Here is a 13,033-nt window from a genome sequence, read left to right as displayed (position 1 = left end):
GAAAAGTGAGGATAAAAGAATGAAAAAGATTGAAGGAGGCATCACTGCTGCAAAAGGTTTTCAGGCAGCAGGCGGCGCAGCAGGAATTAAAAAACAGGGCGTAAAGGATATGGCACTTGTCTACAGCGAGGTACCGTGCGTAGCAGCAGGAACCTTTACTACAAACATCGTAAAAGCAGCTCCGGTCAAATGGGACCAGGAGATTGTATACAACCATCCAACCGCACAGGCAATCGTCTGCAACAGCGGAATCGCCAATGCATGCACCGGCGAGGAGGGCTATGGCTACTGCAGAAAAACCGCAGAGGCAGCATCGGCTGCACTTTCCATTCCAGAGGACTCCGTTCTCGTTGCATCGACCGGTGTTATCGGAAAACAGATTCCGATCGATAAGATCGCAGCCGGCGTGGAAATGCTGAAACCGCAGCTTGCAGCTACAAGAGAAGCCGCAGCTACAGCAGCACAGGCGATCATGACAACCGACACCGAGCCGAAGGAAGTTGCTGTTCAGATCGAAATCGGCGGAAAAACCGTAACGATCGGCAGCATGTGCAAGGGCTCCGGCATGATCCATCCGAATATGTGCACCATGCTGAGCTTTGTGGCAACCGATGCCAATATTTCGAAAGAGATGCTGCAGAAAGCACTGAGCGAAGTCGTACCGGACACCTACAACATGGTTTCCGTAGACGGTGATACTTCCACAAACGATACCGTTCTCCTTCTGGCAAACGGTCTTGCCGGAAACCCGGAAATTACGGAAGAAAACGAGGATTACAAGATTTTCAAAGAAGCACTCTTTGAAGTCAATAAAACACAGGCGATGCACATCGCAGGCGACGGCGAGGGCGCAACCGCACTGTTCGAAGTGACGATTCAGGGAGCCGAGAGCAAAGAGCAGGCCGTGACACTGGCAAAATCCGTCATCACATCGAGTCTGACGAAAGCGGCAATCTTCGGCCATGACGCCAACTGGGGAAGAATCCTCTGCGCGATGGGTTACTCCGGAGCAAAATTCGATCCGGAAAATGTAGATCTCTACTTTGAGAGCGCAGCCGGAAAACTGCAGATTATCACGAAAGGTGTTGCCGTTGACTACAGCGAGGAGGAGGCAACGGAGATCCTCTCCGAGCCGAAAGTAACTGCGATCGCCGACATCCACATGGGAGAGGCGGCAGCAACGGCATGGGGCTGCGACCTGACCTATGACTATGTAAAAATTAATGCGGATTACCGTTCTTAAAAAACATTCGGATGAAATTCTGAGGGAATACAACGAAAACGTGCCGGGAAATCGTGTTTCCGGTACAGCAGAACCAGGAATCAAAAGAGGAGAGCGAGGAAAAAATCATGGTAAATCAGATGTATCTGGACAAAGCAAATGTGCTGATCGAGGCACTTCCTTATATTCAGCGGTTCAACCGCAAAATCATTGTCATCAAATACGGCGGAAGCGCGATGGTGGATGAAGAGCTGAAGAGAAACGTCATTCAGGACGTTGTTCTTCTGAAGCTGGTTGGATTCAAACCAATCATCGTACACGGCGGCGGAAAGGAAATCAGCCGCTGGGTCGGAAAGGTCGGCATGGAACCGAAGTTTGTCAACGGCCTTCGTGTAACGGATGCGGATACGATGGAAGTGGCAGAGATGGTGCTGAATAAGGTCAACAAAGAGCTTGTCACCATGATTCAGTCGCTCGGTGTCAACGCAGTCGGCATCAGCGGAAAAGACGGCGGTCTCTTAAACGTAGAGAAAAAGCTGTCCAAGGGAGAGGACATCGGCTTCGTTGGAAATATCAAAAATGTAAATCCGAAGGTGCTGTACGATCTTCTGGACAACGACTTCCTGCCGGTTGTCTGCCCGGTTGGCATGGACGATGATTTCAACACCTACAACATTAACGCAGACGACGCAGCCTGCGCGATCGCAGAGGCGTTAAATGCAGAAAAACTGGCATTCCTGACCGATATCGAGGGTGTATACAAAGATCCGAAGGACCCGGAGAGCCTGATTTCCGAGCTCCACGTACAGGAAGCAAGAGATCTCATCACCAACGGAAATGTCGGTGGCGGTATGATTCCAAAGCTCCAGGGCTGTATCGACGCGATTGAGAACGGTGTTTCAAGAGTCCACATCATGGACGGAAGAATCCAGCACTGCCTGCTGCTTGAGATCTTTACGAACAAAGGAATTGGTACGGCGATTTTAGGGGAAAACAAGGAGAAATTCAATCATGAAGACGAATGAGTATATGGAACAGACCGAGCAGTACGTGCTCCACACCTATAACCGGTTCCCGCTCGTGATCGACCACGGCGAGGGCGTTCATCTGTATGACACCGACGGAAAAGCATATCTGGACTTTGCAGCAGGTATCGCGGTATATGCGCTCGGCTACAGCAATGACGATTATAAAAAAGCAGTGAAAGACCAGGTGGACAAAGTCATCCATGTTTCCAACCTGTTCTACAATGTGCCGATGGGCTCCGCGGCAGAAAAGCTGGCGAAGGCATCCGGCATGGATAAAGTATTCTTTACGAACAGCGGTACGGAGTCGATCGAGGGAGCCATCAAAGTAGCGAGAAAATACGCTTACTTAAAAGACGGCAGCAACGATCACGAGATCATCGCGATGAACCATTCTTTCCATGGAAGAAGCCTTGGAGCGCTTTCTGTAACAGGAAATACGCATTATCAGGATCCGTTCAAACCGCTGATCGGCGGCATTAAATTTGCGGATTTTAATGATCTGGAGAGCGTAAAGGCACAGATTACCGACAAGACATGTGCGATCATCATGGAGACTGTACAGGGCGAGGGCGGTATCTATCCGGCAACGAAAGAATTTTTACAGGGCGTGCGCGATCTGTGTGACGAGCACGACATTCTGCTGATCCTCGATGAGATCCAGTGCGGCATGGGAAGAACAGGAAAGCTGTTCGCATGGCAGGATTACGGCGTACAGCCGGATGTCATGACGTGTGCAAAAGCACTTGGCTGCGGCGTTCCGGTCGGCGCCTTCGTGCTGAATAAAAAGACGGCAGAGCATTCGCTCATTCCGGGAGACCACGGAACGACATACGGCGGAAACCCGCTGGCCTGCGCGGCTGTCAATGCTGTATTTGAATGCTATGAGAAACAGCATGTCGTAGAGCATGTAGCAGAGACGGCTCCGTATCTGGAGAAAAAGCTGGACGAGCTGGTGGAAAAATATGACTGCCTCGCAGCACGCCGTGGAAAAGGCTTTATGCAGGGCCTTGTCGTAACGGGACGTCCGGTCGGAGAAGTCATCAACCGCGCGATTGAGAACGGACTTCTTGTGATTTCCGCCGGAAGCGACGTTCTTCGTATGGTACCGCCGCTTGTGATTACGAAAGATGACATCGATGAGATGATTGAAAAACTGGAGAAAGCATTACAGTAATGTGAAATAGACAGCCGTCTGGTTTCCTAGGCAGGAGACCGGTCGGCTGTTTTCCTGCTGTCCCTGAGTTCTGTATAAAAACGGGGAAAAAAGGAATAGTATAAAATGTACTCTCGGAGCCTTTCTGCACTTGCTTTTACGGCCGATTTTCCGCCAGCTGCACCCAAATTTCATCAACGTACGCACCGCGTACGCCTCAGAAATTTGGGCACAACTGACAAAAAATCTTCTCGTAAAATCAAGCGCAGAAAGACTCCGAGAGTACATAAAAAAACAGCAGGAGGAAAAATCAATGGCGGGAATTTTAACAGCGCTGCTCTCCGGAGCGCTGATGAGTATTCAGGGTGTATTCAACACGGAGGTGACGAAACAGACGAGTACATGGCTGGCGGCCGGCTGGGTGCAGATCAGTGCGTTTGTCGTCTGTCTTGCGGCATGGTGCATTACCGGGAGGGAGCCGATCGGGGATCTGTTCCGCGTAAAGCCGTGGTATCTGCTGCTCGGCGGTGCAATTGGCGCGTTTATCACGATCACGGTTATCTGGAGTATGGCAGGGCTCGGCCCGGCGAAGGCGGCGATGCTGATCGTCATTTCCCAGCTCGCAGCGGCGTGGCTGATTGAACTGTTCGGCCTTTTCGGTATGGAAAAAACGGATTTCACCGTGCGCAAGCTGCTCGGCATGGCAGTGGCAGTTGTGGGAATTGTAGTGTTTCAGTGGGAATAACGATTAAGATTTCTACTTGTATTTTTATGGTTTCTTCGATACAATAGAAACGTAGTTATGCGTACACAAGGGACCCTTGCGCGTCAGATGCGAAGCGGAAGGGAGTACACAGCATGAAATTGAAAAAACAGCAGGACAGAGGCAGAAAACATGCAAAAATACTGGCGGCGATGCTGGTTTTTTTGCTCTGCGGATGCAACCACAGGGATACAGAATACAAACTGTCAGATAGCACAGGCGGGAGCACGGCGGAAAACGTTTTCGGGAATCAGAAGGAAGTGGATGAGGAGCAGACGGTTTCCGAAAAAAGCGCCGGAGAAACCACAGGCATTCCGGAAAAACGTGAGGCACAGGAGGCAGCACCGGAAGAAACGGTGCAGGTTTATATCTGCGGTGCGGTCGCTTCCCCCGGTGTCTACACGCTGCCGGGCGGAAGCCGCGTAGTGCAGGCTGTGGAAGCGGCAGGCGGATTTCTGCCGGATGCTGAAGAAAAAATCCTCAATCTTGCACGGAAAATCGAAGACGGAGAGCAGATCACCGTCTGGACGCGCGAGGAGGCAGAAAACATGGAAATCACGGAAACGCCGCAGCAGAATACGGGCGGCACGGAGCAGGCTTCCGGTTCCGGCAAAGTCAACCTGAACACGGCCGGAAAAGAAGAACTGATGACACTCTCCGGCATCGGAGAGAGCCGTGCGGATGCCATCATCGCCTACCGCGAAGCAAACGGCCCGTTTGGTTCGATTGAGGAGATTATGAACATTGAGGGCATCAAGGGAAAGATGTTTGAAAAGATAAGGGGTTCTATCGAGGTTTAGAACAAGAAGGAGAAGAAATGGCAAAGAAAGTTCTTGTAGTTGATGATGAAAAACTGATCGTAAAAGGAATCCGCTTCAGCCTGGAGCAGGACGGCATGGAGGTTGACTGCGCATACGACGGCGAGGAAGCACTCTCCATGGCAAAAGAAAAAGAATACGATATGATCCTTCTGGATCTGATGCTGCCAAAGCTGGACGGATTGTCCGTCTGCCAGCAGATCCGTGAATTTTCCAACGTTCCGATCGTCATGCTGACCGCAAAGGGCGAGGACATGGACAAAATCCTGGGACTGGAATACGGCGCAGATGATTACATCACAAAGCCGTTCAACATTCTGGAAGTAAAAGCACGCATCAAGCCATCATGCGCCGTGCGGCCCGCCAGGAGCCAAAAGAAGAGAAAGCAAAAGTCGTACAGGTGAAAGACCTGCGGATCGACTGCGAGAGCAGAAGAGTCTTCATCGGAGACCGCGAGATCAATCTGACTGCGAAGGAGTTCGATGTGCTCGAGCTTCTCGTCTTCAATCCGAACAAGGTGTACAGCAGAGAGAACCTGCTGAACATTGTCTGGGGCTATGAGTACCCGGGCGACGTGCGCACCGTAGATGTACATATCCGCCGTCTGCGCGAAAAGATTGAGAAAAATCCAAGTGAACCGAAGTACGTTCACACAAAGTGGGGAGTTGGTTACTATTTCCAGGCTTAAAAACAAAGAAAAATGGAAGTTTCTGCGGAGTCTGCGCTTCCGCATCACGGTGATTCTTGTGATCATCGGCATTGTACCGTGTGTGATCCTTGAGAAGAGCATCGTAAACAGCTATGAGGACCGTGCGGTATCGGTGCGCAGCATTACCGTAAAAAATCAGTGCGATATTATCTGCAACCAGCTCATCCAGCAGAATTACATGGAAGATCCTGGATCGGATGTCATCAACGGACAGCTCAGTATGCTGACGAATATCTACGGCGGCAGAATCCTGATTATCGACCAGGATTTCCGCGTCATCAAAGATACGTACGATATGGACCGCGGAAAGACGATTATCTCGCAGGAGGTCATCCAGAGCTTTCAGGGCAAGGAGACGAGCCAGTACGACCGGAAAAACAACTATCTGGAAATGACGGTGCGGATTCAGAATACCGAGACGAAGGAGACGCTCGGCGTTATGCTCGTCAGCATTTCGACGGATGAGATCCGTGCGAATATGAAAATTCTGGAGACGAAGGGAATGACGATTCTTTCGATCATTGCGCTTCTCGTGCTGGTTTTTGGCTATCTGCTCGCGGGCATTCTGATGAAGCCGTTCCAGAAGGTCACCCGTTCCATCGAGGACATCACCGACGGCTATCTCGACGAAAGCATTTCTGTTCCGGATTACCTCGAGACAGAGCTGATCACGGACGCATTCAACAAGATGCTGACCCGCGTCCGCACGCTCGACGATTCCCGCCAGGAATTTGTTTCGAACGTCTCGCATGAGTTAAAGACGCCGCTTGCGTCCATGAAGGTTCTGGCGGATTCGCTGAACGGGCAGGAGGGCGTTCCGGTGGAACTTTATCAGGAGTTCATGCAGGATATTACCTCGGAGATCGACCGCGAAAACCAGATTATTACCGACCTTTTGTCGCTGGTCAAGATGGATAAAAAGGTGGCAGACCTCAATATCACCCAGGTCAATATCAACGAGCTGTTAGAGCAGCTGCTGAAGCGGCTTCATCCGATTGCCGCACAGAAAAATGTGGAGCTCATTCTCGACAGCTTCCGCCCGGTCAATGCGGAGGTGGATGCGACGAAGCTCTCGCTGGCGTTCTCGAACCTGATCGAAAACGGCATCAAATACAACAACGAGAATGGATGGGTGCGTGTATCCTTAAATGCGGATCACAAATATTTCTACGTGACGGTGGCAGACTCCGGCATCGGCATCCCGGAGGAGTCGATTGCGCATATCTTCGAGCGTTTCTACCGCGTGGACAAGTCCCACTCGCGGGAAATCGGCGGAACCGGCCTTGGCCTTGCGATTGCGCGGAGCGCGATTGTCATGCACCGGGGAGCGATCCGTGTATACAGCAAAGAAAACGAGGGAACGACATTTTCCGTGCGGATTCCTCTGAATTACGTGATGTAGGAGGTGGCGCACATGAAACGGATACTTGGCGTACTGCTGGCCGGCGTGCTGCTTCTTAGCGGCTGCGGGCAGTGGCAGAAGAGCCAGAAGGAGTCGGCGTATCACCTGTACTGCCTGGACAAAACCGGCACAACACTGGTGCAGGAGCCGTATGAACCAAAAGAAGGAACGGATCAGAAACTGATCAAGGAGCTGGTTGACGCGCTGCAGGAGAAACCTGCCAAGGACGGAAACCAGGCACTTCTTTCCAATGGGATTTCCATCAAGACGTATACGCTGGAGAACGGGCTCCTTACGCTGAACTTAAGTGGAGAGTACGGAGAGCTTGCGCGGCCGCAGGAGGTTTTGGTGCGTGCAGGACTGGTGCGTACCTTTGTGCAGGTTCCGGAGGTGGAGCGCGTGACGCTTCTGATTGACGGGGATCCGTTAAAGGATTCCAAAGGACGCGAGATCGGAACGATGACGGCGGACAGCTTTCTGGAAAATTCCGGAAGGGAAATTTATCAGTATCAGTATGCGACGCTGACACTGTATTTTGCAAATGAAGCAGGCGATCATCTTGTGAAAGAGACGCGGCGGGTGCCGTACAGCACGAACATTCCGCTGGAACGTGTCGTGGTGGAGCAGCTGATGAAGGGACCGAAAGAAGACGGCCACTATGCAGTGCTGCCGGATACGATGAATGTCTTAAGTGTCACGACATCCGATCGGATTGCCTATGTGAATTTTGACAAATCTTTTAAGGATTCTGCGCTTTCGAGTGTGGCGGAGCAGATTCCGATTTACGCGGTGGTGGATTCCATCACGGCGAACTGTAAGGTGGATAAGGTGCAGTTTTCCATCAACGGAGAGAGCGATGTAACCTTCCGTGAAACGATGAAACTCAATCAGTTCTACGAGGAAGACCTGTCTTATCTGGAGGAAAAAGATACATGAGAAAACGGCCCATGTGCCTGGCGTGTCTTGGATTCATGCTGGTGCTTGTGCTGCTGCGGATTGCGGGCGTGCCTCTTGGCACGCCTTTTTCTGACCCCAAATACGAAAACAAAGCGCAGCAGGGCAGGAAGGTGTGGATTGCAGGGACAATTGAAACGTATGAGAAAAAGAGCAGCAACAACGGGTATGTGCTGCGTGGGGAGGGAAGCAAAGGGAAAATTTATCTGCTCGCAAAGCGGGGAGATCTGCCGGTCGGAGCCGCTGTGCGGGTGTACGGAACTGTAAAAAAGCCGGAAAGCCCGCGCAATCCGGGGATGTTTGATGAGAAAACATATTATGAGGGAAAAGGCTGTGCGTTCTACGTGATTTCGGAACGGGAGGAAGTTGTGGATGTCGGGCGGTGGAATCTCGGCGAAGCGCTCCGGCTGGAGCGGGAGCGGTGCTGTGCCGTTTTAAAAGAAATGATGCCGGAGGAGGAGGCAGGTGTGCTTTCTGCGATGCTGCTCGGGGAACGGTCGGAACTCACGGAGGAGACGTATCTGGCGTATCAGCAGAGCGGTCTGCTGCACCTGATTTCCGTTTCCGGCATGCATCTGATGCTGCTCGGCATGGCACTCCGACGGCTGCTGATGGCGCTGCATCTGCCGAAAACTCCCGCATCTCTGGCAGCGGCCGCCGGTATGGTGCTGTATGGCATGTTTACCGGCAGCGGAACGGCGACCGTGCGTGCAGTGGTGATGTTTGCGGTGCGGATGGGAGCTGTCGCAGTGGGAAGGACGTATGATTCCTTAAGTGCGCTCTCTCTTGCGGCAATTCTGATGCTGGCGGAAAACCCCTCGTATCTGGAGCAGAGCGGGTTCTGGCTTTCGTTTGGAGCAGTAACAGCCATTTCCGGGGTTTATCCGGTTCTGGCGGGGGAGAAGGCGGAACGGAAGAGACGCGGGGAAAAAACGGGGTTGGAAAAGCTTGCGGCGAAAGGAAAAGAGGCTGCGATGGTGTACCTTTCCCTGCAGCTTGTCATGATCCCGCTGCAGGCGTGGTATTTTTATGAGATTCCGCTCTTTGCGTTTCTGCCGAATCTGTTTGCAGGAGCTGTCATGACGGCGGTGCTGCTGACGGGTGCTGCGGGGCTTCTGGCGGGACTGGCAAGCGTGAAAGCGGGAAGTGTTGTTCTGCTTCCGACGCGGTTCCTGCTCACACTTCTGCGGCAGATGACAGCGGCGGTCGCACAGATTCCGGGAAATGTGTGGATCTGCGGTCAGCCGGAAAAATGGCAGATGGCAGGATATGGAATCATTCTGACCGGTCTGCTGGTGATACTGTATGTGCGAAAACGAAAACGGGAGATGAATCCGGATGGGGCAAAACGAAAAGGTGCGCAGGCACGAAAGCGGGAGCGGATGCTCTTTGGTATTACCATGTTTTTTGCCTGTGTTCTGCTTTTTTACCGTCCCCGGGAAACGTTTTCCATTACAGCGCTGGACGTCGGCCAGGGCGATTCGCTGGTGGTGGAGAGCGGCCGTTTTGTGATGCTGAATGACGGCGGGAGCAGCAGTGCGTCTGCGGTCGGGGAAAAAAGGATTCTCCCATATCTGAAACAGCGCGGCATTGCCGCTCTTGATGCCGTTGTTGTCACGCACCCGGACGCAGATCACACGAACGGAATCCTCGAACTGCTGGAGCTGATCGGGGAGCAGAAAACGGCGCTTCGCATCCGCCATCTGTTCCTGCCTGTGTGGATGAAAGGAAGCGAAAAAGAAAATCCTTTTATTTTAGCCGCACAAAAAGCGGGAATTATGGTAGAATATCTAAAAAAGGGAGACGAGATCCGTGCAGGAGAACTCACCGTATCGGTACTTCATCCGGGAGCGGGCGAAGACTATACGGGAGAGGAAAACGCCGGAAGTGTTGTATTACAGCTTTCCTGCGGTGCCTGCCGCGCACTTCTGACGGGAGATCTGGAGGGAAGCGGAGAAGAAGAGGTCCTGGGGGCGGCAGAGCGGTGCCAGATTTTAAAGGTGGCGCACCACGGCTCGAGAAATTCAACGAGCGAGGCATTTCTGAACCGCATACAGCCGCAGATCAGCCTGATTTCCTGCGCGTGGCCGGGACGGTACGGCCATCCGCACCGGGAGCTGCTGGAGCGGCTTCGTGCCTGCAAAAGCCATATCTACGGAACACCGGTGGATGGAGCCGTGACAGTACAGCTGAAGCGTGACCGCCTGGCGGTTCACGGATACCGGTCGGATGTGGAATTTCCCGTCTCCTGAATGGTCAAAAGCTCCGGCTGCTGCGGCACTGCGCAAACGTGCTTCTGCCGGAACAAAAGAAAGAGGATGGAATGAAAAGCATTTTAGAAGATATCAAAACGCAGAATTTTAAGCAGGCCTACCTGCTCTACGGAGAAGAAGCCTATCTGAAGCATCAGTATAAAAACAAGCTGAAAAACGCACTGCTGCCGGAGGACGACACGATGAATTTCTCCCGCTTTGAGGGAAGAGGAACCGAGATTCCCAAAGTGATTGACCTTGCGGAGACGATGCCGTTTTTTGCGGACCGCCGTGTGATTCTGCTGGAAAATACAGGATTTTTCAAAAACAAAGCCGACGCGCTGGCAGACTACATGGGATCCCTGCCGGATTATCTGGTGCTGATCTTCGTGGAGGAGGAAGTCGATAAGCGGAACCGTATGTACAAGGCGGTGCAGAAGCAGGGAAGAGCAGTGGAATTTGCTCGTCAGGACGAAAAGACGCTGATGACCTGGGTACTCGGCATGATGAAAAAAGAGGGAAAAAAGATCACGCGCCAGGATATGGAAGATTTTCTGGAAAAGACGGGCACGGATATGGGAAATATCTCGCAGGAGCTGGAAAAACTGCTCAGCTATACGATGGGAAGAGATGTGATCACGCGGGCGGATATCGAGGCAGTCTGCACAACGCAGATTACGAACCGGATTTTCGAGATGATCCGCGCGGTAACGGAGAAGAAGCAGCGGAAAGCGCTCGATCTGTATCAGGATCTGCTGGCTTTAAAGGAGCCGCCGATGCGGATTCTCTTTCTGCTGGCACGCCAGTTCAATCTGCTGCTGCAGGTCAAAGAGCTGCTGGCAGAGCACTGCGATCAGGCGACGATCGCAAAACGGACGGGACTGCAGAGCTTCGTTGTGCGGAACTATATTCCCATGTCGCGCCAGTATGCGGCGGAGGAATTAAAAGCGGCGGTCAATGACTGCGTGCAGATGGAAGAGGACGTGAAGACGGGAAAAATTTCCGATCTGCTGAGCGTGGAACTGCTGATTACGAAATACAGCAGGGCGGCGTAAGAGCAGAGTTTTCTATAGCAAGACCCGAAAATAATGCAAAAAAGGCAGTGCTGCTGAGCGCGAATTGCAAGGAACAGATTTGAAGGCGTACCGGGGTACGACGAAAATCTGTGACGCAGTAATTCACGCTCTGCGGTGCTGAATTTTTTGCATTATTTTCGGGTCTTGCTATAAAAAGAACAAGGCGTACCGGTACAGGAAAACTGGCCGATACGCCTTGTTCTGTGTTTATCAAAAGATCTGTCGCGGCGCACTCTTTTGGTAAGCATAAAAAAAGAACCCAGCCACATGACGGTATGACTAAGTTCTCTTTGTTTTATATCTTGATTATGCGATTGAGTTTACAGCTTTGCTCAGATTGGATACTTTTCTGGCAGCGTTGTTTTTATGATAAACGCCTTTAGAAGCAGCCTTGTCGATGGTAGAGATCGCATTTACTAATGCAGCAGCAGCAGCCTCTTTATCGTTTGCAGCAACAGCAGCATCTACTTTTTTCATAGAAGTCTTAACTGCAGAACGGATTGCTTTGTTGCGGTCTGCCTTTGTCTGATTTACCAGGATTCTTTTCTTTGCGGATTTAATGTTAGCCAAACTGTACACCTCCAATATTTTTAAAATTAATGTGATTTAAGGGATGTTATTCAATGGAACAGACACGGGCGCTCCACTGAAACATGCTTTATTATCCTATAATATTTCGCATGGTTTGTCAATACATATTTTTGGAAAAATTGCAAAAACTACAACAAAAATACAGGAGAAGGAGAAAAGTATGATAGGAAAGTATAGGATGCGGACAGACCTGGCGATGGAGAATCAGGAAAAATTTGAGAGGGACCATGTGGAGATCTCCGGGGTCGAGATTGAGAAGAAGAAAAGAAAGGCGGAAATTCAGACAACCATTGTGAAAATCACATCGGAGCAGGGTGCAAAAATGATGGGAAAGCCGAAAGGGACGTATGTGACGATCGAAGCGCCGCTGCTTTTGACGGCAGACGAGGAGGAGAGCCGGAAAGCGGCGGAGGAGTTTTCCCACTGTCTGATGGAAATGGTGCCGGAAGCGTGCGGATCCGTTCTTGTGGCCGGCTCGGCAACCGCGGCATCACGCCGGATGCGCTCGGGCCGGAGACGGTGGAGCAGCTTAACGTTACGCGCCATCTGGTGCGCACCTACGGAAAGAAGGGCCGGGAAGTGAGTGCCCTTGCTCCCGGCGTTATGGCACAGACGGGCATGGAGGCAGTGGAAATCCTGCGCGGAACGGCAGAACAGACCCATCCAGATGTGATTCTCGCCGTGGATGCCCTTGCCGCATGCAGTATTCACCGGCTGAACTGTACGATCCAGCTTGCCGACACCGGAATCTGGCCGGGCTCGGGCGTCGGAAACCACCGCAATGCCTTAAATCAGGAGACGCTCGGCGTGCCGGTCATCGGAATCGGTGTGCCGACCGTTGTAGGGGCAGGAACGATCGTCCACGATGCCGTCGCAGGCGTTCTGGAATCGCTGGAGGAGTCCGAGATGGATGAATTTCTGGGAGAAGTCATTTCACCGGCGCTCGAAAGCCTTTACGTGACGACAAAAGAGATCGACGAGATGGTCCGCCGCCTGGCCGGGGTTCTTGCGGCAGGTATGAATCAGGCATTTTCCGGGGAACTGTAACATATCATGAATATGGTG

12 protein-coding genes and 1 pseudogene are annotated in these 13,033 nt (G+C 52.0%); 12 read left to right on the top strand and 1 reads right to left on the bottom strand.

Annotation, left to right across the window (positions count from 1 at the left end):
• The first annotated feature begins 19 nt into the window (after positions 1-19).
• The 10 genes and pseudogenes from argJ to holA all read left to right on the top strand — a co-directional run bounded on the left by argJ (position 20) and on the right by holA (position 11,356).
• Positions 20-1,243 (top strand): bifunctional glutamate N-acetyltransferase/amino-acid acetyltransferase ArgJ, encoded by a 1,224-nt coding sequence (gene argJ / locus DXA93_RS05045; protein WP_117813622.1) that lies wholly within the window; start codon positions 20-22, stop codon positions 1,241-1,243.
• Between the two features lie 107 nt (positions 1,244-1,350).
• Positions 1,351-2,247 carry an acetylglutamate kinase gene (argB, locus tag DXA93_RS05040; RefSeq protein WP_117813717.1) on the top strand — a complete coding sequence of 299 codons (897 nt, stop codon included), beginning with the start codon at positions 1,351-1,353 and terminating at the stop codon, positions 2,245-2,247.
• On the top strand, positions 2,234-3,424 hold the full coding sequence (locus DXA93_RS05035; protein WP_117801489.1) for an aspartate aminotransferase family protein: 1,191 nt from the start codon (positions 2,234-2,236) through the stop codon (positions 3,422-3,424). The genes argB and DXA93_RS05035 overlap by 14 nt, the downstream gene beginning before the upstream one ends.
• 292 nt (positions 3,425-3,716) lie before the next feature.
• Positions 3,717-4,148 (top strand): DMT family transporter, encoded by a 432-nt coding sequence (locus DXA93_RS05030; RefSeq protein ID WP_022462206.1) that lies wholly within the window; start codon positions 3,717-3,719, stop codon positions 4,146-4,148.
• Between the two features lie 113 nt (positions 4,149-4,261).
• The gene (locus DXA93_RS05025; protein WP_117813624.1) at positions 4,262-4,966 is read left to right on the top strand and encodes a helix-hairpin-helix domain-containing protein; all 705 of its coding nucleotides are present in this window, start codon (positions 4,262-4,264) and stop codon (positions 4,964-4,966) included.
• 17 nt (positions 4,967-4,983) lie between these two features.
• Positions 4,984-5,672: pseudogene (locus DXA93_RS20495) on the top strand (response regulator transcription factor).
• A complete protein-coding gene (locus tag DXA93_RS05015) occupies positions 5,617-7,095 on the top strand; it encodes a sensor histidine kinase (protein WP_243109152.1) in 1,479 nt (492 codons plus the stop codon). The pseudogene DXA93_RS20495 and the gene DXA93_RS05015 overlap by 56 nt, the downstream one beginning before the upstream one ends.
• Before the next feature lie 12 nt (positions 7,096-7,107).
• Positions 7,108-8,031, top strand: a complete 924-nt coding sequence (locus DXA93_RS05010) for a GerMN domain-containing protein (RefSeq protein WP_055227346.1) — start codon at positions 7,108-7,110, stop codon at positions 8,029-8,031.
• Entirely contained in the window at positions 8,028-10,301 is a 2,274-nt protein-coding gene (locus tag DXA93_RS05005; protein WP_117804122.1) for a DNA internalization-related competence protein ComEC/Rec2, read from the top strand. The genes DXA93_RS05010 and DXA93_RS05005 overlap by 4 nt, the downstream gene beginning before the upstream one ends.
• A 71-nt stretch (positions 10,302-10,372) precedes the next feature.
• The gene (holA, locus tag DXA93_RS05000; RefSeq protein ID WP_118595083.1) at positions 10,373-11,356 is read left to right on the top strand and encodes a DNA polymerase III subunit delta; all 984 of its coding nucleotides are present in this window, start codon (positions 10,373-10,375) and stop codon (positions 11,354-11,356) included.
• A 327-nt stretch (positions 11,357-11,683) separates the two neighbouring features.
• Here holA and rpsT read toward each other — a convergent pair whose 3' ends face one another.
• Complete coding sequence (rpsT, locus tag DXA93_RS04995) at positions 11,684-11,947, bottom strand: 30S ribosomal protein S20 (RefSeq protein ID WP_022462214.1); 264 nt, start codon at positions 11,945-11,947, stop codon at positions 11,684-11,686.
• Between the two features lie 181 nt (positions 11,948-12,128).
• Here rpsT and DXA93_RS19495 point away from each other — a divergent pair, with 181 nt between their 5' ends.
• Entirely contained in the window at positions 12,129-12,551 is a 423-nt protein-coding gene (locus DXA93_RS19495) for a GPR endopeptidase (protein WP_330422066.1), read from the top strand.
• Positions 12,488-13,015 (top strand): GPR endopeptidase, encoded by a 528-nt coding sequence (gene gpr / locus DXA93_RS19490; protein WP_330426894.1) that lies wholly within the window; start codon positions 12,488-12,490, stop codon positions 13,013-13,015. Before DXA93_RS19495 ends, gpr begins: the two co-directional genes overlap by 64 nt.
• The last annotated feature ends 18 nt before the right edge of the window (positions 13,016-13,033 follow it).

Source organism: Blautia sp. OF09-25XD, from assembly GCF_003482095.1.
Taxonomy (GTDB): domain Bacteria; phylum Bacillota; class Clostridia; order Lachnospirales; family Lachnospiraceae; genus Fusicatenibacter; species Fusicatenibacter saccharivorans.
The sequence above is the reverse complement of the archived record's forward strand: the minus strand, read 5'-3'. Positions and strand labels throughout refer to the sequence as shown.